Origin of the sequence: Achromobacter sp. UBA5777 (genome assembly GCF_002418565.1) — a bacterium.
Taxonomy (GTDB): domain Bacteria; phylum Pseudomonadota; class Gammaproteobacteria; order Burkholderiales; family Burkholderiaceae_B; genus Achromobacter; species Achromobacter animicus.
In genome coordinates, this window is the sequence record NZ_DIEJ01000135.1 from 37,570 (window position 1) to 64,353 (window position 26,784).

18 protein-coding genes and 1 tRNA gene are annotated in these 26,784 nt (G+C 59.3%); 18 read left to right on the top strand and 1 reads right to left on the bottom strand.

Going from position 1 to position 26,784, the window contains the following annotated elements:
- Positions 1 to 151 precede the first annotated feature (151 nt).
- The 4 genes from B3446_RS10200 to B3446_RS10215 all read left to right on the top strand — a co-directional run bounded on the left by B3446_RS10200 (position 152) and on the right by B3446_RS10215 (position 6,026).
- On the top strand, positions 152 to 1,543 hold the full coding sequence (locus B3446_RS10200) for a uracil-xanthine permease family protein (RefSeq protein WP_191578656.1): 1,392 nt from the start codon (positions 152 to 154) through the stop codon (positions 1,541 to 1,543).
- 155 nt (positions 1,544 to 1,698) lie between these two features.
- Positions 1,699 to 1,783, top strand: a tRNA-Leu gene (locus B3446_RS10205).
- 191 nt (positions 1,784 to 1,974) lie between these two features.
- Complete coding sequence (locus B3446_RS10210; protein WP_291380622.1) at positions 1,975 to 3,261, top strand: tyrosine-type recombinase/integrase; 1,287 nt, start codon at positions 1,975 to 1,977, stop codon at positions 3,259 to 3,261.
- Between the two features lie 1,526 nt (positions 3,262 to 4,787).
- The gene (locus B3446_RS10215) at positions 4,788 to 6,026 is read left to right on the top strand and encodes a type II toxin-antitoxin system HipA family toxin (RefSeq protein ID WP_291380623.1); all 1,239 of its coding nucleotides are present in this window, start codon (positions 4,788 to 4,790) and stop codon (positions 6,024 to 6,026) included.
- A 495-nt stretch (positions 6,027 to 6,521) separates the two neighbouring features.
- Here the strand turns inward: B3446_RS10215 and B3446_RS10225 are convergent, their stop codons facing one another.
- The gene (locus B3446_RS10225; RefSeq protein WP_291380625.1) at positions 6,522 to 6,647 is read right to left on the bottom strand and encodes a hypothetical protein; all 126 of its coding nucleotides are present in this window, start codon (positions 6,645 to 6,647) and stop codon (positions 6,522 to 6,524) included.
- Positions 6,648 to 7,202: 555 nt separating this feature from the next.
- Between B3446_RS10225 and B3446_RS10230 the strand changes: the two genes are divergently transcribed.
- The 14 genes from B3446_RS10230 to B3446_RS10295 all read left to right on the top strand — a co-directional run bounded on the left by B3446_RS10230 (position 7,203) and on the right by B3446_RS10295 (position 26,127).
- Positions 7,203 to 7,733, top strand: a complete 531-nt coding sequence (locus B3446_RS10230) for a helix-turn-helix domain-containing protein (RefSeq protein ID WP_291380627.1) — start codon at positions 7,203 to 7,205, stop codon at positions 7,731 to 7,733.
- Positions 7,734 to 7,782: 49 nt separating this feature from the next.
- A complete protein-coding gene (locus B3446_RS10235) occupies positions 7,783 to 8,526 on the top strand; it encodes a ubiquinol-cytochrome C chaperone family protein (protein WP_291380628.1) in 744 nt (247 codons plus the stop codon).
- A 116-nt stretch (positions 8,527 to 8,642) separates the two neighbouring features.
- Positions 8,643 to 9,479: a GTPase gene (locus B3446_RS10240; RefSeq protein WP_291380630.1), complete on the top strand. Its 837-nt coding sequence runs from the start codon at positions 8,643 to 8,645 to the stop codon at positions 9,477 to 9,479.
- Position 9,480: 1 nt separating this feature from the next.
- On the top strand, positions 9,481 to 9,987 hold the full coding sequence (locus tag B3446_RS10245) for a hypothetical protein (RefSeq protein ID WP_291380632.1): 507 nt from the start codon (positions 9,481 to 9,483) through the stop codon (positions 9,985 to 9,987).
- 24 nt (positions 9,988 to 10,011) lie between these two features.
- Positions 10,012 to 11,787: a GTPase gene (locus B3446_RS10250; RefSeq protein ID WP_291380634.1), complete on the top strand. Its 1,776-nt coding sequence runs from the start codon at positions 10,012 to 10,014 to the stop codon at positions 11,785 to 11,787.
- The gene (locus tag B3446_RS10255) at positions 11,765 to 13,336 is read left to right on the top strand and encodes a GTPase (RefSeq protein ID WP_291380636.1); all 1,572 of its coding nucleotides are present in this window, start codon (positions 11,765 to 11,767) and stop codon (positions 13,334 to 13,336) included. The genes B3446_RS10250 and B3446_RS10255 overlap by 23 nt, the downstream gene beginning before the upstream one ends.
- Positions 13,337 to 13,843: 507 nt before the next feature.
- Positions 13,844 to 14,572: a hypothetical protein gene (locus B3446_RS10260; protein WP_291380638.1), complete on the top strand. Its 729-nt coding sequence runs from the start codon at positions 13,844 to 13,846 to the stop codon at positions 14,570 to 14,572.
- A 133-nt stretch (positions 14,573 to 14,705) separates the two neighbouring features.
- Positions 14,706 to 15,731 (top strand): helix-turn-helix transcriptional regulator, encoded by a 1,026-nt coding sequence (locus tag B3446_RS10265; RefSeq protein WP_291380640.1) that lies wholly within the window; start codon positions 14,706 to 14,708, stop codon positions 15,729 to 15,731.
- 100 nt (positions 15,732 to 15,831) lie between these two features.
- Positions 15,832 to 15,981 (top strand): hypothetical protein, encoded by a 150-nt coding sequence (locus tag B3446_RS10270; RefSeq protein ID WP_291380642.1) that lies wholly within the window; start codon positions 15,832 to 15,834, stop codon positions 15,979 to 15,981.
- Between the two features lie 532 nt (positions 15,982 to 16,513).
- Complete coding sequence (locus tag B3446_RS10275; protein ID WP_291380644.1) at positions 16,514 to 18,169, top strand: ATP-binding domain-containing protein; 1,656 nt, start codon at positions 16,514 to 16,516, stop codon at positions 18,167 to 18,169.
- 73 nt (positions 18,170 to 18,242) lie between these two features.
- A complete protein-coding gene (locus tag B3446_RS10280) occupies positions 18,243 to 20,936 on the top strand; it encodes a PD-(D/E)XK nuclease family protein (RefSeq protein ID WP_291380646.1) in 2,694 nt (897 codons plus the stop codon).
- Positions 20,937 to 20,938: 2 nt separating this feature from the next.
- Entirely contained in the window at positions 20,939 to 24,142 is a 3,204-nt protein-coding gene (locus B3446_RS10285) for a UvrD-helicase domain-containing protein (RefSeq protein ID WP_291380648.1), read from the top strand.
- Positions 24,135 to 25,082 carry a hypothetical protein gene (locus tag B3446_RS10290; protein WP_291380650.1) on the top strand — a complete coding sequence of 316 codons (948 nt, stop codon included), beginning with the start codon at positions 24,135 to 24,137 and terminating at the stop codon, positions 25,080 to 25,082. The genes B3446_RS10285 and B3446_RS10290 overlap by 8 nt, the downstream gene beginning before the upstream one ends.
- Before the next feature lie 94 nt (positions 25,083 to 25,176).
- A complete protein-coding gene (locus B3446_RS10295) occupies positions 25,177 to 26,127 on the top strand; it encodes a hypothetical protein (RefSeq protein ID WP_291380652.1) in 951 nt (316 codons plus the stop codon).
- Positions 26,128 to 26,784 lie beyond the last annotated feature (657 nt).

The window sequence follows — 26,784 nt, forward strand, 5'->3', positions numbered from 1 at the left end:
GCCCGCGCGGCCGCCCGGAAACCCTACTGATGTGGGGGCCAATGGGAACTTTTCAAGACCGGGGTGGCGGAGAAGCAACCTGACAGGCGGCTGTCCCCGGTAAAATCCCGCACTTTTCTCACCTACCCCCTCCCCGGCCGGCCCTCCCGCCATGCAACCCGCCTCCCTGACCCAACCCGCCCCCCACGGCGCGTCCGATGACGCCGACACCAGTCACGACCTGGTCTACGGCCCCGACGACCGCCCCGCGCCTCCCGTCGCCTTCGTCGCCGCCCTGCAGCACCTGCTGGCCATCCTGGTCCCCATCGTCACCCCCGGCCTGCTCATCTGCCAGGCCCTGGGCGTCAGCAGCCGCGACACCACCCTGATCGTTTCCATGTCGCTGGTGATCTCCGGCATCGCCACCTACGTTCAATGCAAGCGTTTCGGCCCCCTGGGCGCCGGGTTGCTCATCGTGCAGGGCACGAGCTTCAACTTCGTCGGCCCGCTGATCGCCGGCGGGTCGGTCATGGTCAAGCAAGGCACGCCGGTCGAAGCCGTCATGGCCGCGATCTTTGGCGTCGTCATCGCCGGGTCCTTTGTTGAAATGGGCATCAGCCGCATCCTGCCCTTCGTCAAACGCCTCATCACCCCGCTCGTCACCGGCATCGTCGTGCTGCTGATCGGCCTGACGCTCATCAAGGTCGGCCTCATCAGCATGGGTGGCGGGTTCGGCGCCATGGCCAACGGCACCTTCGCCAGCGCCGAGAACCTGACCCTGTCCGGCCTCGTCCTGGGCACCATCATCCTGCTCAACCGCGTGCCGGTGGTGTGGATTCGCAGCACGGCGCTGGTCTTGGCGCTGGCCGTCGGCTACATCGCCGCTGCCTATATGGGACGTCTGGATTTCACCGGCGCCCGCGAAGCCGCCGTCTTCCAGGTTCCGGTTCCGCTGCACTTTGGTCTGGGTTTCTCGTGGGCCTTGTTCGTGCCGATGCTGATCATTTATCTGGTCACGTCCCTGGAAGCGATTGGCGACGTCACTGCCACCAGCAAGGTGTCGAAGCAGCCGGTTGAAGGTCCGCTCTGGATGCAGCGCATCAAGGGCGGCGTGCTGGTCAACGGCGCGAACTCGCTGCTGGCAGGCGTATTCAATACGTTTCCCAGCTCGGTGTTTGCGCAGAACAATGGCGTCATTCAATTGACCGGTATTGCCAGCCGCCATGTCGGCGTTTGGATTGCCGGCATGCTGATTCTGCTGGGCCTGTTCCCGGTTGTAGCCGGCGTCCTGCAAGCCGTGCCCGAACCCGTCCTGGGCGGCGCAGCCATGGTGATGTTCGGCGCGGTGGCCGCGTCTGGGATCAACATCCTGGCGGGCATCCAACTGGACCGCCGGGCGTTGCTCATCATCGCCGTGTCTTTGGCGCTCGGCCTGGGGGTGTCGCAAGTGCCGGAAATCCTGTCGCATCTGCCCCACTCGGTGAAAAGCGTGCTGGAATCGGGCGTCGCTACCGGCGGGATCTGCGCGTTAGTGATGAACTGGTTCTTGCCTGAGAAGAAGTGAGGATTGTGGGGGTGCGGTCGGGGATTAGCAGCCCCGGCGTGCCCCTTGGACGGCAGGCTCGCCCAGCCGTCGCCTGACAAGATCCCAAAGACCGCATATAATCGCGGTCTTCGCATCTCCCGCAGCCGTCATCTGGACGCGCTCGCGACCCCCTAGCCCGGGTGGTGAAATTGGTAGACGCAGGGGACTCAAAATCCCCCGCCGCAAGGCGTGCCGGTTCGATTCCGGCCCCGGGCACCATCTGGCCTTCCCAGCAAGGCCCATAGCCAACAAATTCGCTTTTACATCAGCGAGTTAGCGCTAGACAAAATTCCCAGCGAGTCCCATAGATTCCCGCTGGGGTACACCGAAGCCCGAGTTTCTGGGTTCCCTGGCGTGTACCCAAAATGCTCCCTGAAATCCCCGTGGGTACACCCATTTCTGGAGAGCATATGAAGCTTACGGCCAAGCAATGCGCGGCAGCCTTGATCCCGCCTGGCAAACAAGAAACCCTTTTGAGCGACGGCGGCGGCCTTTACCTACGGCTGCGGCTACGATCCGACGGCACAGTCAGCCGGGATTGGCTATTCCGCTTTACGGCTCCAGGAGGCCGCAAGGGCAAGCTCAGCCTCGGGCGGCTAACGGACGTGCCACTTGCTCTAGCGCGAGAGCGTGCCGGGGAGCAGCGACAGCTGCTGTCCGCCAAGGTCGACCCGAAGATCCACCGCATCGAGCAGGTCACGGTTGCCAAACGCCGCGCTATTGACACTATGGAGACCGTGGCACGCGCCTGGCATAAAGAAGCCGCAGTGCTGGGAAAGTGGTCGGCGAATTACGAGCGCAAGGTCCTGCGAATGATCGAACTCCACCTGCTCCCGAAGTTGGGCGCACGGCCTTTGCACCTGGTATCCCCTCCAGAGGTCCACGGCTTGCTAATGGCTGTGGCCGTGGAAACGCGCGAGACGGCAGGAGAGCTGCGCACACACCTCAAACGGATGTATGCATTCGCCGTACGCAACGAAATGATCGTGCCAGCGGCAAACTTTATGGCAGTGACCCAGATGGACCTGCCGGTTTATCGCACAACGAACTTCGCTACGATTTTGAAGCCCGAAGCCGTTGGGCAGTTGCTACGCGACCTCAAAGAGTATCGGGGGAATTTCATCACGAAATCTCTGTTGGAGATCATGCCGCTTGTCTTCCAGCGCCCCGGCCAAGTGCGCAGGATGAGCTGGAATCAGATCGATTTCGAGACGGGCGTTTGGACGTGTCCAGCTGAGATCATGAAGCTGCGTCGCGTGGACAAGGAACACGAACAAACACCAACTCATTTGGTCCCGCTTTCGAAGCAGGCGCTCGAGATCCTGCGTAACCTGCATCAGGTCACAGGGCCGTCCGGCTTCGTGTTCAAGCCGGCAGCCAGACGCAGCGATGCAACTCGGACCATCTCGGAAAACACGGTGAACTCGGCTCTCAGAGCGCTGGGTTATGACACGCGTACAGAGATTACGGGCCACGGCTTCAGAGCTATGGCGCGCACACTGCTAGTCGAGCGACTGGAATGGAACAGGGATGTAGTGGAACGGCACCTTGCCCACAAAACGCGAGAAGAACTGGGCACAAGTTATGACCGCACTCAGTTCCTGACGCAGAGATTGGCGATGGTGCAGGCTTGGGCAGACTACCTTGATGGTCTGCGCGACGGGAAGACGACTCCTGCACTTCGACTAGCGGCCTGATGACCGTATCGCCAGGGCCGTTCCTAGGCCCTGCCTACACCTGAACGGGATTTTTTCAACATTAAGGCTTCTGTACTCTGGGTCTGAAGCCCCCCTCGGAGTCGTTGGTCCAGGGGTCTTGGCGACCAGCTTTCATCGACTAGTGCACTTAGGACAGACTGTTGTTAGAAGCCCGGCGTCCTGTATCGAGCTAGGCTGTCCGCAGTTCTCGCACGTTTCAGCGCTGACGTGTTCGGCGTGGCGGATCACCCGCGAAATAGCCTCGGCCGCTGCGTCTCGCCTAGCATCGTCCTCGCCATCAACTTGGCAATAGAACCGCAAGGCACCGAACTTTTCCTTGATCTGCACGACGTTCGCCGTGCAAGCGGGATACTCGGTCAGAATAGTGTCGATACGGAAGAGTAGGTCCGCGAGCAACCCATCCCAGCCGGGACCGCATTCCAGCCCCCACGGAAGATTGGCGTTCTGAAGCACGCGAGGGAATTGCTTCTTCAACGTATCTAGTCGATTAGAGTGTTCGTTCATGGTTAGGGCTTTTTCGGCAGGAAATCGGTTCAATCGACGCAAAGGAAGGGAGCGCTCTAAGGCGCTAAGCCACAGAAAAGCACTAGGGTGCTGTGGAGCTCTCCGCAAGGTCCAGCAAGGCTCGATTGAACAAGGAAAGGCCTCTAAAAGACGCGCTGAAAAGGCCGTGTTTGTGATGGCCTGTCTGTATAGCCTATACAAACACAAGGCTCTGATCGACTCCTTTCAAAGGGAGAAATCAGGGCAATTTCCAACTCCGCAGCAAACCTACCACCTCGCTCATAGAGCGGCAGGCCCAATGTGTGTAACAGTGCATCAGTGGCAAATCTGCGACGCCGTCTTCTCATTCATGAAGATATTTCGCGGCTTGACTACCCGCAAAGTGGTGGGTTTGCTGCGGCGTTAGCGCGAGAGCCTCTGGCCGGCAGGCACCGTTTTGAAGTGACTGGCAGCCCCCCCGGACTGCGGCCGCTGGCATAGCAGGTCATAAGTTCGCTGCGGAACTGGCGATGTTGCCTCTGAAAATCATCGATTGGCATGCGACTGACTACGCCTCCGGACCACGGAACCCGCCACACCAAAAGTGGTGGGTCGGCTGCGGCGTTGACTAGAGAATCTCTGGCTTGCACGGTTTGGAAGTGGCTAACAGCACCTCTAGACTGCGATCGCTGGCACATCAGGTTGTAGGTTCGCTGCGGAATTGGCGATGTTGCCCCCAGGAAATCATCGATTAGCTGGCGACTGACTACGCCTCCACGCCAAGGAACCGGAGACACCAAATATGGTAGGTTCGCTGTGGAATTGGCTGGAATGGCGGTGGCGTATTCTGCGAGGATCTTGATGCGATTTGCGTTTCATCCACGTCGCCGAGCGAGTCGGACGTCCTTTGTGGCATTTGAGCTATGCGGCGAAAACAAAACTATGACTGCTCAGCCTTGCCAACGCGTACGCTACCCGCTACCCGTCACGGCCTGTCCAATCCTATGCTGGAGGCAACAACCATGCAGATTGATGTCTTCTTCCGGGACGTCCTGCTAGGGGTTCTTGATCGCGATGACCAGGACCATTTCACGTTCACTTATGCGCCCTCGGTGCCCGCCAAGCATGCGCTCGCTATCGGCATGCCCATGACCCAGCGAGAATGGAAGAGCACAACGCTGTTCCCGATATTCCAAGTTTCTTATCCAGAGGGATTTCTGGAACGATTGCTCGAAAAGCGTCTGGACAACGAAGGCATGCACGCATCCGAGATGGACATGCTGTTGGCCAGCGGCCAGAAGCGAATCGGCAATCTCCGCCTAGTTCCCCACTGCGAGCTCCCCAGAGCTCGCCCTCTTGAACTGATTTATGCGGGCGCCGACTTCGAAGCGTCTTGCTTGGCCGATTTGGATAGAGTCGCCATCGGGAACCTGCCCGGCATCTCGGGTGGCTTCCCTAAGTACCTCAGCTCTGCACCAAGTCAAGATTCGTCCTCGTCGGAACCCCTCTGGATCGTCAAAACCAATGATGCCGATCACCCCGAGCTAACCGTGCTTGAGTTCTTTGGCATGGAAGTCTCTAGGCGCATGGGGCTTCCGACCGCGACGACCATGCTATCCTCCGATCGAGAACATCTGTACGTCAAACGCTTCGACGTCACCGCAGACGGTACAGCGCTTCAGTTTGAAGACGCATGCTCCCTGCGGGGGCTGCCTGCACGGGACAAGTACGCGAGTTCGATTGAACGAGTGGTACACATCATCCGTAGCACAGTTGCACCCGAAGCGGCAGTCCTGAGCTGCTCAAACCTTTTTGGCCAATACGTTCTAGCGTCGGCAATTCGCAATGGCGACGCGCATCTCAAGAATTTTGGCGTGATCTACTCGCCCGGCTCGCGCCCGCAGCTATCTCCTACCTACGACATGCTAACCATGGGAGCCTATGCTCCACGTGCCAACGACGGCGATGCACTGGATGGCATGGCACTCACATTGCGAGGGACGCGGCGCTGGCCGCGTCAGGCCGATCTCGACTCCCTCGCGCACCTTTGCGGCGTTTCGTCCGTAGAGATGCAGAACTGGTACGGACGGCTGTGTGCGGCGATTTCCAGCGTCAGTCTGGAAGTGGGGAAATTCTGTCATGCCGGCTGCTCCGCCTCGACCGCTAAAAGGCTCGTAAGAATGCTGGAGCTTTGGTCGATCGGCTGCGCTCATATTGCTCCGAACGCAAGTTCGACCGCACTCAAGGTGAGCCGTGGGTGAGCGGTCCGCAAGGAGCGTTGCCAATCAACTTTGACTAGGCGCGCAGCCATGCAACGACGGACCACTTCATCGAACACCCAGCGGAAGGCATCGGCGCCGTGGACGCGTCCGTGTCCCTGTCGACTCCACTGACGGCGCTCAAGAGCAAGAGGGGACTTCGACAGTCTGTACCGTATTTGGTCTGCTGAATGAACACCATGTCTCCTTTCGGCACGCTCAGGCGCATCCGCCAAAGGTGATGCCTAACCAGGACTCGGCACGAGCTCCTTCAAACGCGAACAGGTTTAACAGATCCGACAAACCCGACAGATGTCTCGGTGTCTGAGCGGATTGACGGGTCGGACACAAAGCCAATGTGTCATTTACTTGGGAGCCTCAAGTTGTCCCTGCAGAATCCGCCGACCGCGGTATTCGGAGTGACACGTTTGAGACCCCCGCTCTGCACGCCCGTCTTGTCGACTAGGTCCTGGCCGTTGCCCATCGTCATATTGCCCATCAGGCGCGATACTCGTACGGCGTGAAGAACTGGCCGCGACCGGCGTTGCCCATTTCCAGCATCATGAACGTGCTCCGCAGCACGTCGCCAAAGTCTGCCGCCTGAGCCCGGACCTCTTGAGCCATGACCAGGTGCGAGAAGGCTTGTACCAGCTAATCGAGCTCGGCACCGGCCAATGCGATCGCGCAGATCTGATCCCCGCCCAAGACCATCCCGCCGGTTCCAGCAGCTTTAGCGATCTCCCGAATCACTCGCGCAGGGCGCGCGCGAGTGCTAGCCATTTCCTTCAGCGAGAGTGCTTCCATTTGCGAAAGGCTTCGAATGCCTTAGCAACGCTCTAGCGTCAATTAAGTATGCGCACGCCCTCATAAGCCCGTGATCTTCGATCAATAGATAACCATTTGTCCGTCAGAGCGGACTTCACAGGGCTTCCACCTAAAGATGTCCGTTTTCCCGGACGTAATAGCGATACAAGGTGTGACACGATCGATAAAGTTCGGCTCACGCTAACAACGCCGACTACGGAGATACACAAGGTGGATGCACCGACGCGGGAAACAACGCGTAAGACCCCAAAAGCGGGCTCACGTACTTTCGATTCGACTCGCGCAAGCTTTCGAGATGCTCTAAACCGGGCCATGCGTGTAGGAAGTGAAGCGGAAGACGGCCGCCCAATACGCATGAAGCAGAAGGAGCTAATTGGCCGAGCTGGAGTGGCTCGCTCGACGCTCAATAAATATCTGGCCAATGAAGTCGCAGACTTTCCCGCCAATCCCGATCTAAGGACGCTTTGTCGATTAGCCGAGGCACTAAATCTGCCGCCCGCCTATTTGCTGATGCGGCCTAATGACTGGAGGCGCTTGGCACAGTGGGCAGCACAGCTCCGGAACCCGAAACTTTCATTTGAAAGCAGCAGTGTCGGCCAATCGTCGCTTGCAAGCGCCGTCGATCAAGCAATCGCCGGCTATGCGGTCGCGAAACAGCTGGGCGTCACTCCCGTACCTATGTATCTCGAGAACAATAACGAGAGCGACGAGAGGAACGCACATGAAGTAGAAGAACTGCAGGCAGACATGCGCCGTAGCATCCGAACGACGTGTGCCCTCCCCCCGCTAAGGCACCTTCCAACCGAATCCCACCAATTCCTACTCTACCTTTGCGCTGGGCTCAGCGCCAACAATCAACAAGTTGATGACAATGAACGTAACTAATGGACTGAACGACCTTTTGCAGATTGCAGACGTAGGAGACCTCGATGTCTTGACGGACTACCTCACTGACAAGGGCGAGGGCCGCCTCATGCTGGATGGTGACGTCTGCAAGCGCTTGGTTGCCTGCAAGCGGAAAGGCGACTACAGCAACTCTGATCGATCTGTTATTGCGCAAGAGATTCGCGCTTTCGGCGGCAACACGTTTGTCAACCTTTTCCGGGGCGGCGGCGTCGAATACTCCGAACTGGTACGCGACGTCGCAGACCACTTGAAGATTCGCACCGAGAAGTCCACTCCTGTGGTCACTATCGAAACCGACATCATGCAGAAGTTGTTCACTCAGGCCCTGGAACGCATGACTGCGGAAGAACGCCAAAAAGTCTTGAGCGATATGGGCATCGGCGAAATGTCTGGCATGGCACCCGCTGCGGTTGCCGCCGCCTTGGCAGCGAGTCGTCTAGCGGGATTTGCCGCCTACCAAATGGCCCTCATCGTGGCCAATGCGATTGCGCGTGCCGTACTTGGCCGCGGCTTGCCACTCGCCGCAAATGTCATGTTGACACGAACCATGGGGTTGATGCTTGGGCCCGTGGGCTGGGTGCTGACTGGGATTTGGACCATGGCGGACCTAGGCAGCCCCGCCTATCGCGTCACCGTGCCGTGCGTAGTACAGATCGCCTACATGCGTCAGAAAGCAATTCTTGCGCGCACCACTACAGCCTGCCCCACATGCAACACAGTGACCAAAAAGGGCGCGAAATTCTGCAGCGAATGCGGTACATCGCTGGGCTGACGTCACGGCTTATAAATACCTATGCAAGTGGGGTCACTACCGCGATGCACATTGAGTCACACAGTAACTAACAGTATGATTTTTACCAATTGTGAAACAAACTTTGAAATGTGACGATGAAAACCAGCAGACAAGCAACGCTGATAAAAGGTCTATCACTCATGCTGCCTGAGCGAAGGCAGGACATAGATCGATTCACGGTTTTGATGGACGCAGCGCGCTTACCCACTGTTGCTGTGATTGGCAAGTACAACCATGGCAAAAGCCAATTGCTTAACGCTCTGATCGGCCAGGACATCTTTGTGGTGTCCGATAGCCGGCAGACAGTGAAGTTGGACGATGTTGTCCACAGTGAAGTGCGCTGGGTGGATACTCCGGGGCTGGACGCCGACGTGGCCTCGGAAGACGACAGGCTGGCCTTACAGGGTGCTTGGCTGGAATCGGATGCGCGCCTTTTCGTTCACGCTGCCAAGGAAGGGGAACTGGATCAATCCGAGTTGAGTTTTCTGCAGCAGTTGCGTGAAGACGATGCTGCTTCGCAACGCCAGACCCTTTTCGTGCTGACCCAAACCGACCAATTGGCAAGCCAGAAAGATGTTGAGGAGGTCATGAGCCGGATTCAGAGTCAAACCCCAGGTATGGAGATTTTCCCGGTTTCGTCTTCGCTTTATCAACAGGGGCAAAAAGGCGCTAAGAGCTTGTTGGTGAACACTAGTGGTGTTCCATTTTTTCGAGAAATTTTGACTGTGACCATCGCCAAAATCGCGCAACGCCGGTCACACGAGATCGCCGCCGCGGCTCAGTCATTTTCAGCGGACGTCGCCTTAGTACGGCAAAAACAGGAAACGAAGTCCTCCGCTTTACACAGACAGCAGTCGGCCGCACAAGACGCCTTTAAATATGAGCTCGGCGCGCTCATCCAATCACTGTCCAAGAAATTGGCGGAGGCTTGATATGGTTTGGCCATATTTGCTCGGTGTAGGAGTGGTTTGGGTTGGTAAAAAAATCTACGACACGGTTACTGAGGACTCCAGCAGTTCAGCCCCCCTATCCAATTCGAATGCCGAAAGCGCTGCCGCGATCCGGGCCAGGGAACTGCGTGCCCGTCGGAAGCTGGCCCGAGAGGAAGCCGCAGCCACCCTGAAATTGTTCTTGGAAAAAAAAGGCGTCATTCTCGAAGAGAGCGAGTTGGAATCCATCGTTGAGGCTTTGTCGCCTAGAGCTTGGGCGAGCCTCTTAGCCGGTTGGACATTTCCGGTCGGGATGTCTGCGACCGAAGAAAGCAAAGTGGGTGGCTCAGAGGCCGAGGTCATTGGCTCAATCGAGAAAACCCTGATGGATCGCTACATGAAAACTGCAGCCATGGAATCCTTGGCTGCCGAAATCGACGAGACCACTTCGACGCTACAGTGCGCCATCTCCGTCGATATTGAGGTTGCCAAGTTAGCGAAGTTCGCCTGATACCTACAAAAAGCGCAGCACAGCATGAGCAAAGAACAACAGTTCATCGAGGAAATCGCCAAATACGACTACCTCGTTGAAGACATGGAAGGCTATCTCGCCCAATTGGCCGACTGGCGGGACGACTTATTTCAGGCCCTGAATGCAAAGCCCGCCACCATCGAAGGCCTAAAGCAAGCGAGCGCGTTGGCCCGTGAGGTCGAAGCCTTGCACGTCCAGGTCCAGGCTTGCATGGACGAGTGGTCGCGTAAATGGGGTGAGCGTGGCCCTATGGAAAGACTGAGCGCCTCCTTCGGCGATAAGGCCATTTTTCTGGTGTTTGGCAAGGTCAATGCAGGCAAGAGCTCGTTCGCAAACTTCCTGGCCGACCGTTTCCTCGAACGGGAGCAGGCTGTACAGTACTTCTTCTTGGAAGAAAACCACGTCGTCGATACCTCGGAGCGCTTCAAGGAAGGTGCCACGGAGACAACCGCGCGCATACAGGGGGTACGCCTGGGCGAAAAACTGATCGTGCTGGACACCCCTGGCCTGCATTCCGTGACTGTGGAAAACGGCGATCTGACAAGGCACTTTACGGACAGTGCCGATGCTGTGCTGTGGCTGACCAGCTCCACCTCGCCTGGGCAAGTGCAGGAACTCGATGCGCTGAACCGCGAGTTACAAAGTGGCAAGCCTTTGCTGCCCGTCATTACCCGCAGCGACCGTTACGTCGTGGATCAGGTCGACGACCAGATCGTTAGTATTCTCTGCAACAAAAGCCCTGCGAACCGCGCAGAACAAGAGTCGGACGTCAAGAAGCGTACGCTGCAAAAGTTGGCACAGTCTGGGTTCGACGGGGTATTGCTGCGTGAGCCGGCTTCCATCTCGGTTTACGCCGCGCGGCAGGATGCGCGGGAAGACGGTGCTTTGGCGCAGGCCGGTTTCGAACGCCTCTACGAGAATCTGATTGCCCTAACGCGGGAGGCGCTGGCCTACAAGCGCAAAAAAGCCGGCCAATTGATGGTTCATTACCTGGACGAGAATGTCCTTGGTTCATTGCGCGAGAAGGTCTTGCCGCAACTTGAAACCCTGCGGCGCTTGGCCCGCGACGCCGCTTGGAGTCTAGAGACCGACCTGCCAAGGCTGAATTCCAGCATCTTGGCGGAGGTAGCCAGCGGGTTGCCGGGCATACTTGAAGCGCACAAGACAACCCAGGACATCAAGGCGGTCTATCGTGGGGTTTCGGAACTGTCGGCTAAGGTAATGGCGGAACATCTCCAGCCAGCCCTAAGTGACTACAGTGCCGCGATGAACGACGTGATCGCCGACATGCAACCGGACGGAAAGGCCGGATATGAGGATGTATCCATCGACTTCACCGTGCACAAAGGGGCTGCGAAGAAAACGGCAGCCAGCGTCGCGGCCGGCGGCGCGGGTGGCTGGGGCGGCGGCGAACTCGGGGCCCTCATTGGTAGCGCCGTTCTCCCCGGCGTTGGCACGGTCGTCGGCGCGGGCGTCGGCGCCCTTTTGGGCGGTTTGCTCGGCGCCTGGGCAGGAAGCAAGGGCGGCGAATATTTCGAGGAGACCGAAATCCAGCGTCGCAAAGTCGGCAGTAGTTATGCAAGCTTGCTTGACGCTCTGAATACCGACATCAAAAAAAGGTTACCCCCGTTGATTGCGGGGGTCGTGGAGGAGTGCAGGTCGTCCATCAAGGCCGTGGAACGTGAAGCGGCCCGCCTTGAAGATATCGTCACTACGCACACGAAAACCCTGGTTACATTGAAGGAAACTCTCCAGCATGACTCCGTTCAAGCAATATGAGGCGTTGCTGCTACAAGCGCAGCCCATCGCCCGCAAATATCTTTCCGACTCCGAACAAATCACCAACGGCCTGTTGGGCAAGGTCGCCGAACACAAAATACATGTCATGCTGTTCGGCGCCTACAACGCCGGAAAAAGCACGCTGATTAACGCACTGTTGGGTAGCGAGTTGGCCAAGGTCGGGGACGTTCCCACGACGGACCATGTCGACCCCTACGATTGGGACGGTCATGTTCTGCTCGACACCCCAGGCGTCAATGCGCCCATCGAACATGAGGAAGTCAGCCTCGCACAATTGCAACGCGTCGACCTGGTGCTATTCCTACTGCGGCAGGAAGACCAAGATGCCGACGATGTCATGCGCCGCATCTTCGACCTGCTGGAACAGCAACGCCCGCTGTTCCTACTGGTCAACTACCAGGACGACGCACCGGAAGCGATAAACAACATCCGGGCAAGTTTAAACAGCACTTTGCTCGCCTACGCCAAAAAGCGCGGCATCGCATCAAATGATCTGGCAAGGGTGCCGGTCGTATTCATCAACGCGGACGTCGCGATGCGGGCCCGCCTGGCGGGCAAGCTCGCGTTGCAGGCATACTCCGGCTATGACGACTTCACCGTGCGGTTTGCCAATTGGCTCTATCAATTCGACCAAGATGAAAAGCGTCTCGAAAGCACCCTGGGCATTATCGAGCGAACATTGCTGGAACCCGTTAACCAAAGCATCGACGCACAGACCGCAGATCTGGACGATGCCAAGCAGGTAGCCCTGCAATTGGAGCATCTGCGGCGCGAGTTCCGTATCCTACGCAACAACACCGATGCAGGCGTTCGCGCTGAATTGGATCTGCGGCGAACCGAAATCGCTGCTGTGTTCGACGATGCAAGGGACGAGCAGGCAATTATCTCCGGCGTCACGAAGATTGCCGATGCCGTAGCCGACAAAGTCCAGCAACGGTTGCAGCGCGACATCCGAGAAAGTCTGGATCGCGCCCTGAAAGAATCCCTGCGAGTCGCAGGTATTGCCGCGCCTGAAGTAGGCAAAGACAAAGGCGACTCATCGGCGTTCCAGGAAAGGATCAAGCAATCGCTGATCGATGGCGTCAAGAGAACGGCCAACGAAAAAAACTTACGCTTGATGATGGAGTACGGCCGCAAGCTCAAAATCCCAGGCTTGAAAGGTCGGTGGGGTAAGACGCTGGACAAGTGGGCAGGCAAGGCAGGACCGTGGATTCAGGTAGCGATAGGTCTTCTGGAAATCGGTGTCGCACACCACGAGGAGCAACGGAACAACGCAGGGGCGGAGAATGCAGCCCTGCAGCGCAATCAATGGGTCAACGAGGTTCACGCTCAAATCGCGGCCGGTTTGCAGGCCAATCTGGACGAAGTATTGACCGCAATCGAAGTTGAGGTGCTACAACCTCTGCAGAAGCAACGCGATGAACTTGCCAGACAAGGCGGTGCCATTGCACAGGATCGGGGACTCTGGGATGACTTGACCCGGCAATTTCGATCCGTTCGCTTTGATCCGGTCGTCGCATCGCAATAAGCGGCGGCGCCAGGGTGCCGTTCTGGCGCCATTTCTGCCGTAAACCTCTGTAATTGTCCTTCTACCTTACTTGTAATTTGAAACCTAACAACAGCGCGGCCCAGGGCGGCGCTAGCCGTTAGCGGCCCGTTTGACAACGGTAGAAGTTGTCCGGACGTTCCTCCTTGCTAATCTGGCAAAGCGGCCGCCCGGGTAGCGCGTTCGCCGAAACTTCATGGTGGTCGGACAAAGTCAGGATACCTCCACAGTACGCGGACAGCCAAACTCTTCGATTAGCGGCGCGCGTTCGGCCGGCTGACTGCAATCGCCTTCGATGCCGATCACGTTCGGATCATCTCGAAGACCACGATGCCCCATTGAGACACGCACCGCGAATATCTATTTCTGCGCACTATCCCGCGCGCCTCAATGGGCCTGACAAGTAAATCCCTCCCAATTCGGCCTTCGGGACAGCTAAAGTCCTGACCTCCATCCAAACTGCGTACTCCCAACTCAAATGGAGGCGCAGTGTCGGACTCGACAGCAATCCGTGGAATTCATACCGTATCCAATCGCCCCGTTGTCGCCCTGCACGGCTGGGGGATACCTGCGGAGGATGTTGCCTTGCTTGGGCGGCAGCTTGCCGAGGAAATGCCAGTCTTTGATTGGCACGCGGACACGGACGCGCCGCACGGCGCGCTGTCGCTGCATCTCGTGGACTTTGCCGCATTGACGGGAAAAGGGCTGGCCGTCTGGAATGCTTTTGGCCCGATCGAGGCCATGCGTCAGGCCCGTGAGCAAGGCGTGACGGCCTTGGCATTGTGCCGTGGCCGGGTCAGTCAGTTGCCCGCTGTTCGCAAGGGTGTGTGGGTCATGGCGGCGGACAAGCCGTTGGCGTGCGCCGTACAAACGGCAGTACGGGCGCTGGCGGCGCTGGAGTGGACCCGTGCAGAGGGCTACAAGACAGTGCCTGCGTGGCGCGCGACGCGCAAGTTCGCCGAGGCCAATCTTCTTGCCGTTCTTGGTTTTGAGGAGACCACCGAGGGCTTTTCCGAGGTGCTGCGCGAAGCCTTGAATGCGCTGTTGATGCAACCCGCAGCGCTCGCCGTCGCCGGCGTTCCTGAGCATAAGTTGCAGCGCACGATAGTCGAAGCGGGTTTGCACGAGGTGCAGCCTATGGTTGGCGTGCCCATGACTCTGGATGGGGCGATGCGCGTGGATGCCTTGCTGGGTTTCTCCTGGCCAGCGCTCGATTAAATCTGGCTGATTATTTTCACCGCGACTTCTGCATCCGGGAGTTCACGCGTCGGCCCGCGCAGGGCGATGACACTTCTGGTAAATCGCAGTTTGTTATCGTAGCAACTTCATATCGAAGCAAGTGAGTTTCCACATGCCCGCGCTGGTCGCCAATATATTTCACGTCTTGAAGGACGCCGAGCAAGACGGGCACTTCATGAGTACGCCGGAAATACACCGGGAGTTGTGCCGGTCATATCCCGAGCCTCCCGTCGTCAAGACCGTTCTGCGCACATTGCAGAAGATGCTTGACCAACAGCTGGTGGAGTCCGAAAAGCGTGGCACGGCGCTGGTCTGGCGCCGGCGGGCCGGCGCCAGCGGTCTGGCCGCCAGGTCGGCCGGCTTGATGACGCATGAACAAGCGCTGGCGCTGCAAACTTTGAAACGCTTTTCATCCCGCCAGATTCCGTCGCTGGTTTCCGAGTCGCTTTCCTCCTTGTTCGACACTGCCGAGAAACGGCTGGGCGCATCTCAGAGCGACAGTGAGCGCCGCTATCGAAAATGGGTGGATAAGGTCGAGGTAGAGAGCGGAGCCTTTGCCTTGCAGCATCCGGCCATAGACTCAAACACCTTTTCTACCGTTTCCCGTGCGCTATTTTTCGAGCAGAGACTCGAAGTGGTTTATCGCGTTCGGTCCAAAGGAGATCAGGAAACGACGAAGACTATCGACCCGTTGGGATTGGTCGAGGTGGGCGGGGTGATTTATCTGGTCGCCGCCATTGTCGGCTATTCCAAGCCTGCCATGTACCGGCTTGACAGAGTGGTCAGTGCAAACATGCTGCCAGAGATATTCGCCTATCCCCGGGGATTCAGCTTGGCCGAGTATGTGAAACATCAGCGGCAGTTCGACTTCATGGTGGAGGGCACCATCAAACTCGAGTTGCGATTTCTCAGCGGCGCTGGCAATCACCTGATCGAATCTCCCCTGTCCGATGATCAAGTGGCGGAATACGTCGGATCGGAACTGCGGGTCAGGGGGACGGTCTTGCTCAGCAAGCGCCTGCGTTGGTGGCTGAGAGCGTTTGGCCCGAATGTCGAGGTATTGGGGCCGGCAAAGCTGCGCGAGGAAATGGCCGACGAAGCCGAAACGCTTGCGGCGCTTTATGCAGCGGGTGCGTGAACGAGTGGGTAATCGAGACACGTAATGTCCCGATCGCTTTTTATTCTGGTCACGGTGCGGCAGTCATCGGGCTGCCGATTTTGCCTATCCTGGAATTCACATGATCAACAGCAACGCCACGCCCCTGGAACACTTGGCTGCATTCGCTATCGTTTTCGTGACGGGTGTGTTAAGCACGACAATCCTGGGCAGATATATTGAGGCTGTCAGGCGAGATGCGGCAGAAGGCGCCTGCGCGAGAAATGATTGAGCCTAGGTGCAAGCTCGCATTTTCCTAAGTATTTCACCCTATTTTTTCCTGCAATCGCAGCATGCCTGTCCGTCCCCGGTCGTTCAACCTGATCTGCACCGAATGCAATTGGGCACAGACATTTGCGCCCACCAGTGACGCGCTTGTCGTTGGGAGGGATGCTGCGGCCTACTGTCCAAAATGCCAATCAACGCAATTGCGATGCATCGCGCCTTCGACGCCAGCGCTGATTGCGAGCCGGCTGAAACGCCTCCTTAGTTCAGGATAAAGCGGAAGGATTTCGCCACGCTTCTCGACTCGGTCCCGGGCCGTGGCCCACTATCCGTTAAAGCGGCAATCAGACCGCAATCAAAAAAAATGCGGGATAGGGTATGCTGACGCATATGTATTCAAATGCGTACAATTAAATCAACATGTTGATTTTGGCTGGGCAGATCCTTCTGGCAATGAGGCGGCCCGTTCTTCAGGCTGACGCCCTGTACTTTTTCCCGGACCCTGCCCGCCAATTTCGCCTGCAAAGGAGCTTCGCAACATGGCGCGTATCGTACCGGATGGTTGGCAGACCATGGACGCCATTGGCGCGATGCGTCGGGAATTCGAGACGCTGGAGTCGTTGGCGCGGGGTTTGCCGGATGAATATACGGTGTATCACGCCGTGCATTGGACCAATATCGAACGATCCCACGCCATCCACGGCGAAGTCGATTTCGTCATCGTCAACCAGGCCGGACACATGATGCTCATCGAGCAGAAATGCGGGCTATTGGAAGAGACGCCTGATGGGCTGGCCAAGAACTATGGCGGCGGCAAACTGAAATCGGTACCCGCACAGATGGGCCGCACGGTGAACAGCCTGCGAGGCAAGCTGGCACGGGTCTTGAATGGTGCTTACATCGAGATTGAGCATCTGCTCTATTGCCCCGACTATTTGTGCAAGACGCCGCAAACGGTGGGCGTGATGTCCGAGCGTATCGTTGACGCAAGTCGACGCGACGCATTGTGTACAGTGATTCAGCAGATTCTCCCTGCAGGCATCGCGGGTCAGCTGTACGCGCAGGTGCATCGGTTTCTCTGCGACGTCATACAACTGGAGGCGGATGCCAGCGCCTTGGTGGGGCAGGCCAAGGCCCTGGTCACCCGCGTGTCCAGCGGCCTGGCGTATTGGGCCCGGCAGATCGACATGACGCCCTTTCGACTGCACGTGAGCGGCACGGCCGGCTCTGGAAAGACGCAGTTGGCGCTGGCCGAGTACCGCGCCGCAATCGAAGCCGGACGCAGGCCGCTATATCTCTGCTTCAATCGGCCCCTGGCAGATCACATTGCCGCGATCGTGCCGGCTGGCGGCGTGGTGTGCACGTTCCACATGCTGTGCGTACGCATGGTAAGACAGTCGGGGTCTGTGCCTGACTTCAATGCGGCCATGGCCTTCGAGCAATTGGTCAACGCCTGCCGGGAACTGGCGGTCTCGGCGGATTTGATCTTCGACACGGTCATCATCGATGAGGGGCAGGACATCAAGGCCGAATGGTTTGAGCTGATTCTGCGCCATGCCCGCGATGATGCCCGCATTCTGTGGCTCGAAGATCCGATGCAGAAGCTCTATCGCCATGCCGGCGTGGAACTGCCGGGTTGGATACGCCTGCGAGCAGACATGAATTTCCGCAGTCCACGCCCTGTCGTCCAATTGCTTCAAGCATTGGTCCCGGACGGCGTGGAGGTCGTGCCGGCATCGCCCGTCGCGGGCCACGACGTGGAATTCCTTACCTACGAGACTGGCGCGCAATTGCTCGACCAAGTCAAAGAAGGTGTGCGCCTGTGCCAATCGGCCGGGTTCGCGACGACGGATATTGCGCTTCTCAGTTATCGGGGAAGGGAGAGCTCTCGCATCCTTTCCTATGATCAATTGGGTTCCTATGCGTTGAGAAAATTTCTTGGCACCTACGACGGTGAAGGCAGGCCGCAGTATTCCGAAGGCACGCTGGTGACGGATACCGTGCACCGTTTCAAGGGGCAGTCCGCGCCAGCAGTCGTGATGGCGGAAATCGATTTCGAAATGCTGGGCGATGACGAAGTTCGCCGCTTGTTCGTAGGCGCGACGCGCGCCTCGATGAAGCTGGTCTTGGTCATGTCCGAGCGGGCGGCGGCGAGATTGCTCGAACGCCTCGACGTCTGCCCGACTCCGGCGTGATCAATCCCGTGGCGGCTTCCGTGGAGGTAGCCAGTTACCCCCAATCCGCACCTATGACCAAAGAGCGAACGAAATGCAAGAGCAACAAGGCACTACGGCAGCGTTGAGAATTACCCTGGGCCTGCATATCGAGCAGTGGCAAGGCCCTCACCCCGGGGCGTCGCTCGGACGCGCAACCGTGGGGCGCCAGGCTTTTCTTGCGATGTTGGAAACCTGGCTCGGCCTGTCGTCATTGCCAGTCAGTGTGGCAGAACGGACTGCGGCTTTCCTGCTGGCGTTGCGTCAATCCGATGGGCCGGACAGGTTTTTTCACGACAGTTTGGCGGCCGATGAGATCGGCACCGCGGCCCGGCTCCTGCAATGGCGCGACGAATGGATTCTTGGGGGATGGACGGGCGCAGCGGCAGCCGGATGGCCGTCTCGCTTGTCGGACATGGCCGTCGTCGAAGCCGCGGCGGCCGGCTTGTTGCCCCCCGGAGAAGGCGATCGCCTGCTCGCTGTCCGGCGCCGGCTCGATGAGCGCAGCGTACCGGTCGGCGAGATCGTACTGTTGGAGGACTGCAAGCTCTTTCCGCCCTTGTGGCGTAGGCTGCTGGCCCGATTTCCGGTTGTCAATGGAAGCGTCTTGGTTCCTGCGGCCGAGCCGCATACGCAACTGGGGCGTCTGCAACGCGCCGTGTCGGATGCGGTGTCGCTTAACCAATCGTTCACGGCGCAGCCGGATATCGACGGTAGCGATGGCTCGATTGTCGTGCTTCGTCCCCACACGTGCGAAACCGCGGAGCAATGGCTAGCTCATCACTATCATGCCGGGCAGGCACAGATGCTCTTGGTCAGTGAGCAGCACGGCGCTTCAGTCGACGATACCTTGCGTGTCAACGGCGCACCGGCCTGCGGTTTTGACGAGTCCAGTGCTTTGCGCCCAGCTTTGCTGGCGTTGCCGCTGATCTTCGAGACCTTCTGGGATCCTCTCGAACCTGCGCGCGTGCTGGATTTCCTCATGCATCCGATCGGCCCGTTCCGGGCTTCGGCGCGTCGCGCGTTCGGCGCGGTCTTTTCAGAGCATCCGGGTATCGGTGGGACCGAGTGGGTCAAAGCGCGCGAAAGCCTGCTGGCCGAGACTCCGACCGAACTTCGTGAGGAACTGGAGCAACACATCCGCGTCTGGCTTGAGTCGCCCCGCCATCCGCGAGCCCTCGGCGCGCCCATTGACTATCCAATCGAACGGGTCAAACTGCTGGCGCAGGCGCTGCGCGGCCGTTTGCTGCACCTCATGCCTACCGACGCGGTGGCGCGCGATCTTGGCGCGGCCCTGAGCCAATGCGCGGGGACACTTAGCGGCCTCCAGTCGCTGCAGCGGGACGGGGTAAAGCACGTCAAGCCCCGGTTGCTCGAACAGCTATGCGCTCAGGCGACCACGGCCTGCGGCAATAGCCTGGCCGTGGCCGAGGCGGCTTGCATGCTCAGCGCCACGGCGCCCGAAGCCTGCGCCCTGGGGCCGGTCGCCGAAGTCATTTGGTGGATGCCTTCCGCTCCGAAGCTGCCTGCGGGACATCCGTGGAGCCGTCCTGAAATCGAGGCGCTGGAAGCGGGCGGGGTCGAGCTTGTGGACCAGGCGTTCGCCATGGGCAGCCTGGCCGCGTTGTGGATGCGGCCGCTGCTGACTGCTGCGGATCGCCTGATTATGGTCTTGCCGCCGGCACCGGCGGAATACCATCCGGCATGGCAGCTTATCGCCTTGCTCGCGCCTGCGTTGGTCGCATCGCAGCTCGAAGAGCATCCAATGGTGCGCGACCAGTTGAGGCAGGTCGCGCCTCTGCCATTGCAACGCGCGCAAGGCGTCTGGGAGTTGGACACGGATGCGCCATGGCGGGCCACCTATCCGCTTCCGACACGCCTGCCCTCGCAGTCTTACACGTCATTGGATCTTCATTTCAACAACCCGGCGATCGCCGTGTTGAAGTATGCGGCCGGTCTGCGTACTGGGCGGGCTACGGTGGTCGCGAAGGATGGCCGCTTGCTCGGCAACCTCTCGCACCGCTTGATGGAGACCCTCTTCGTCAACGATGATGCGCCATCCTGGAGCCAGGCCCAATTGGAAGCGTGGCTGGAGCCGGAGTTGGCAAGATTGCTTGAACAGGAAGGCATGCCGTTGCTTGCGCCGGGCAACAGCGCCGCGCTCTTTCAGTTCAAGAACACCATGCGTCACGGCCTGTGGGTGTTGCTGCAGCATATGGCGCATGCCGGCGTCGTCCGCGTCGAGGCCGAGCGGCCGCTGGCTGGCATGCTCGGTGCGTTGCGTCTCAACGGCGCTACCGACCTGTTGTTGCATCTTGCCGATGGCAGGACCGCCGCGCTCGATCTCAAATGGACGGGCGCGAAGCGCTATCGGCAAGCGCTGTCCGACGGCACCTACCTGCAACTGGCATTGTATGGCGAAATGATCCGGCAGGAACTCGGCGCGCTGCCTGCCGCGGTGGGCTATTTCACGTTCCGTGAGGCTCTGCTGTTGACCGCTACGCCAGACGTCTTCGGCCCACAAGCCCGTGTCATCAGTGCAAAGAACGGCATCAATGCGTCGGAGCTCGTCATGCAGGCCAGAGCCACCTGGGCTTGGCGGGTGCGGCAGTGGCAGGAAGGCCGTGTTGACGTGATCGAAAAGGGACTCTATCCAGAACCGGAACCATCTCCGGAAGATTGCCTGCCGCTGGGCGAAACCGCGCCGTGGCATGGCGATTACACGGCGCTGTTCGGCACCAGGGAATAACCATGGATCAGAAGAATATGAATGTGGAATTCGTCCGCGCCGGGGCGGGCAGCGGAAAGACCTATTACCTGACTCACTTGCTGGCGGACCGTCTGCGAAGCGGCGCTGCGCGGCCAGCAGCGATCCTGGCCACCACCTTCACGGTCAAGGCTGCCTCGGAGTTGCGCGAGCGCGCGAGGTCGACGTTGTTGAACCGGCGGCGGCTCGATCTGGCCGCCGCGCTGGGGCAGGCGAGCATCGGTACAGTCAATAGCGTCTGCGGGCGCTTGATTCAGCGATTCTGCTTTGAACTCGGCATCTCGCCGGATCAGGCGGTGCTGACCGAAGACGAAGGCCGCCGCCTTGTGCGCGTGGCTGTGGAAGGCGTTCAGGATGCGAGCGACGTCGAGAATCTGGCGCAGCTGGGCGCGCGACTGGACCTGAAGGATGACGCGGTGACGGCCACGCTGCACGCGATCATGAACGCGGCGCGCTCCAACAACCTCAGTCCGAAAGAACTGGCCGCGATGGGGCCGCGCAACGCGGACGCCATGCTGGCGTGCTGGCCGCGCCCGCAGGGCGATCACGATGCCGTCCTGAGTGCGGCGCTTGAACACGCGGAGCGCGAACTCAAGCAGGCGCAAGACGCGGGCGTCAATACCAAGGTTCTGAACGACGCGATCGAGAGCATCACGACTGCTCGCAGCGGGCTCGCTCGCGGGCAGCTTTCCTGGAACGCCTGGCAGCAGCTGTCGAAACTGAAAGCTGGCGCCAAGCAGGCCAATATCGTGGAGGACCTTCAAGATATCGCGGCACGCCATCCTACCCATGACCGGTTTCACGATGATGTGCGGAACTATCTTTGTACGGTGTTCGACCTGGCGGGACGTGCCTTGCAAGCCTTTGCCGATGCCAAGCGGGAACTTGGCGTGGTCGACTTCACGGATCAAGAGGTCTTGCTGCTGCGAGCCTTGCAAAGCAGCACCCTGGTGCGTGAAGCGCTCGCAGGGGAACTCGATCTCGTGCTGGTCGACGAGTTCCAGGACACGAATCCGCTTCAATTGGCCATCTTCGTAGAGTTGGCGAAGCTGGCCAAAAGCTCGATATGGGTAGGCGACCCCAAGCAAGCCATCTATGGCTTTCGCGGCACGGATTCGACACTCATTCAGCAGATCCTCGATTCCGTGGAAGGCTGGGGCGGCACGATGGGTACACCGTTGTCGGATTCGTACCGGTCCACCCCGGGGTTGGTGGGCCTGGCCAACGAGGTGTTCGTGCCGGCCTTCCGCCCCGCACCGGCCTCCGAAACCGCGCTCAGGCCGATGCGCAAGCCGCTTGTCGGACAGCCTCAGCTTTTGAACTGGTCATTCGTGACGGAACCCGGGAAACGTTCAATTTCGCTGAAAGCCTTGGGACCCGCGGTGTCGGAGCTGCTGGGGCGCGGCATCCTGATTGCCGACAAGGCCACGGGCCAGGAGCGTCCGTTGCAAGCCAGCGATATCGCCGTGCTGTGCCGCAAGAATGACCATATCAAGTCCGCGGTCGATGCACTGAGCCGCTGGGGCATTGCCGCGGCGGCGACTCGGCCCGGCTTGATCTCGACTCCCGAGGTTCAGTTGGTACTGGCCTGCCTGCGCCGTTTGCAGGACGCCTCGGATACGGTGGCCACGGCCATGATTTTCGGGCTGACGGGTTCGGTCAGGCCGGAAGACTGGCTGCAGGACCGCTTGCAGTTCCTTGCCGGGATAGCTGCGGACGGAGACGGCGAGACTTCCCCCTCGGTGTCGGCATGGAAGGCGGAGAGAGCGGACGCTCATCCGCTGATCGCCAGGCTGGCCAGCTTGCGGCCGTCCCTGGTGTCGCTCACGCCGCGTGAAGCGCTGCGGCTGGCAAAAGCCGAGTCCGGCGTTGCGCGCTTGGCACACCAGTGGTCGGCGGCGGAGCGCGAGGCGCAGGTTCGTATCGCCAACATTGAAGCGCTGTTGGCGTTGGCACAACAGTACGAGGAGGCTTGTCTGGGCTCGCGACAACCGGCGACGATCAACGGGATGTTGCTTTGGTTCCAGGAACTGGTGGCCGATGGGGCGGACGGGCGCGCGGCCGCCGCCCATGGGGCGGTCGAAGTCATGACCTTCCATGCGGCCAAGGGCCTGGAATGGCCGATGGTGATCGTGATCGGCCTGGATCACGGCTACCGCACGGATCTATGGAACGTGCGTTCCCGGACGATCGGTACTTTTGACGCGACAAACCCTCTGGCCAACCGCTACATCCATCATTGGGTCAATCCCTTTAGGTCTGCCGTGCAGGTCATCGCCGATGCAGAGGCCTCAGAAACCGGCAAGCTCGTGGCCGAGCAGGCGCGCTCGGAGAACACACGCCTGCTGTATGTCGCCCTCACCCGCGCGCGCGACTTGCTCGCTCTTGTCGGCGAGACCAAGGCGGCGGGCGATACCCCGCCCTGCCAGTGGCTCGATGAGATCGACGCGGCGGCCAAGCTCTGGGGGCCGGCGGGCGCATTCGTGGCGGACGACCAGACGGTCGTCCGCGAAACGAAAGCCTGGGACTTCGACGAGTCACTCGACGCACCGCCCGCGCCGGCTGCACGGGCCATGCTTTACTTCGACGCGCGCCAGCCCCAGTCTTTTGAACGGCTCTGGTTTGCGCCCAGCGCCGCCCAGACAGGACAGCATCGGGCGGTGAAGGTGGAGGACGTAGGCAAACGGATCGTTGTGCAGTCCGACACCGACATGGCTGCGCTGGGTTCGGCGCTGCATGGCTGCATCGCTTGCTCGGTGGCGGATCCGTCGCGTCCCATCAGCGATGAACACATCAGGGAGGTCCTGATCCGCTGGGGCGTCCATGGCGCCGTGACGCCGGAGGCAGTCCGCTTCCAGGTGGAGGCCTTTCAGAACTGGTGGCAGTCGAAGTGGCCCGACGGCACTGCCCAGGCGGAACTGCCGATTCAGGTGCCGCGTCCGGACGGCACCGTTATACGCGGCCAGATCGATCTGCTGATCCGTGTGGGAGCTGGCCGGATCCTAATCGATCACAAGGCCGACCCGCGCGGCGTCGCGGACGGCGAGCGCCTGGCCGCGACGCACGGCGGACAACTGGAGGCCTACGCTCGCGCCGTCGAGGCCGCGTCAGGAGAGGCCGTGCGTGAGTGCTGGCTATTTTTGCCCGTTGCCGCTCGCGCTGTGCAGATTTCTGCAGCTCATGAATAAGTTCATAAAAAGCAGTGCCTCGGGCCAGCAAGAGCTCGATACGTCGTTCGGCGAGAAGCCGATTCGACCGCAGCCATCCGAACGGTGGGCGATGTATCGGTTGATCTGTCCGGTGACGGATGCCGCATTGGAAATCAGCGGCCTGGAAGCCTTCTATGAATACTCCCAGCCGAACGGCCCGAATAAACGGTTGTCGGCGGACATCGCCATCGTGCAGGGATCCCGTCCTGTCTGGTTGATTGAGGCAAAAAAGTTCGCTAGGAAACTGCATCCGGACCTTATCGATTGTTATCTCAAGCCCGGGATGATGGGGGCCGTCACCAACGGCAACCACTGGATCTTTCTCGTGCGCGGAAAGCACGTCGTGTACGGCCCCATGGTGCAGCCAGACGGTCAAGTTGATGCTGCGGTCCGCGCCATCGTCATACGGATGCTGGCTTGCATCAGCGAAGACGAGGCCTTCGGTCTGGAGGATGGTTGGCGCGAGGACTGGAAGGGAATCGCTGCGGTGGAGAGCCCTGAGATCTGGTACATGAACAAGGCAACGGGCTCCCGAGAATTCGCAGAGAAGCTGCAGTTCGACAACCTAGGCGAAGCGGTTCGCGCCGCCTTGAAGCATGTGAAGCACGGTACGAGCACCGCGTTGCTGTTGGAGGAGCTACTCGCTGCAGAGATGGAGATACGCGGTGGGAGCGTTGAAGTCAGCAATAACCGTCTGATCTGGGTACTCCCCGGATTGGGTCGCGGCGCTCGTGTGGATTTGGCGTCGCGGCAGCTCGACATGCTCGTACACAACACGCTCATAGCCGCGGTCGGTCGAGACACGATAAGCGCGAGTATCAAGCTGCATGACAAGAATCACCACATGTCCGTATGCAAGGCAAGCGCGCCCCATGAGATGAGCAGCCTGGTGCCGGTGTTCAGCGTCATGCCGGGTTAGGCCGGCACCCGCTTAGTCGGGCTGCAAGCGTAAGCAAAGGACGATCGCCGACGTGTTTCGGGAACGAGATAGTGATGAACGGATGAAAAGGAAAATGAAGCCTACAACCTCGCAAGCAGTCGCATTTGGCCATGAAGTGGCTACGTACTTATCGGCTTACCGTCATCGCCTGGACGACTATAACTGGGGTATGACGGAGAGCTGCATAGCTGCGGCGCGGGCCCGCGGCTTGCTCTCCGACCGTGAATTTGGCGGAGGTTTCGCTGAAACCTTGGAGTTGCGACAGGCGGTCGCCCAGCGATCGCGCGAGATCCAGGCCGGGAAGAAAGGGGCACCCCGTGTTCAGGAACTGGCCGATCTTGCCAAATTCGTGATTTCCGACTGGGGTGGGTTGAATGGAAATGATGAGGAAACGATTGAAGAGTACGCCTCTCGGTTCACCGATATCGAAACCGGATTCGACGCGGTTGTTGATCACGAAAGCCTTCGTTCGGCGGTTCGGCCGCGAATCAGGCGCGGGTTGTACAAATTCGGTGGAATCGCTAGCTGGTCAAAATGGCTTTCATTCGTGTGGAACGATTGGGCATTGATTTACGACGCGCGCATCGCTTTTGCTTTGGACGCGATCCACTTTATCCGAGCCGTGAATGCTCCGGTGTTGCCCGTGCCACCGGGTAGAAACGGGTTGCTTGCGAGTCTCGACGCTGAGAGCGCAGCCGCCTTTGCCTGGTTGGGACGTTACGGAAGCGCGTGTCCTGCACGGGATGAGCTAATGGCCGTGAGCGTAGGTAACACAAGCAAGGATGATCCCCTCAGGGCTTGGTTGAACACGGCGGTGGTACCCGGCCAGGATGCCTATGCCTATTACCTCGAACTAATGGCCGAGGCCCACCGGCAGCTCTGGCAAGATGATCGTCCCCTGGTGCAAACGGAGATGTTGCTGTTCAAAATCTCGATCACTGAAATTGCACAAGACTTCATCGCAGAGATGCTGGCGCGATTTGGGCAGCTACCAGAGGTCGCTGCAGTGGCTGAGGCGGCTTGAAAGAAAAAGCGATGCCGCGAGTCGCTGCAAAAATCGAGGCGATATATCCGCGCCATCTTTGATGGATGCGTAGAGAATAGGCGTGTCCTGAGTTTCAGGCTTGCAAGACAACCGCGGTTTACGTTCCGGAGCCGATGCATATGACGGCGGACGAAACCCTACCGGCCTAGGGTTTGGCCGCAAACCAACTTCCACTCTCGCCTCAGGCGAGCCGTGCGGAGGCACGGCTGCGTGCTGTTCGCAAACACGAGCTCGAGTTTCTCTCTACCCACGATCTCCCTCCTGTTATTTACCTGCAGAATGACATTCAGCTCGAAATTTGACCATCAAGCAGCGGTTTTCTGGACAGCTGAACACCGAATTTTGCCATCGTGAAGATTCATCAACGAGTGTTAATATCTCCGTCAATTTTCAACGTCCTGATTGCGCCCAAGAATCAACATGTAGGGTACGTTTGCGTGTCTACGATGATTAGCATCTGGATCGCAACGACGCGCTTAAGCAGGTTGGATACCGCTCGTTCCCGAGATCGGGTCGGTAGACACAAGCCAACGCAGGGCGAGAATTAAGTGAGAGAGATCAAAGCCCGTTTACGCGATCCTGACATGCAGGTCTCGGAAGTGGCGCGTCGGCACGAAATCTCTCGCACCACGAACT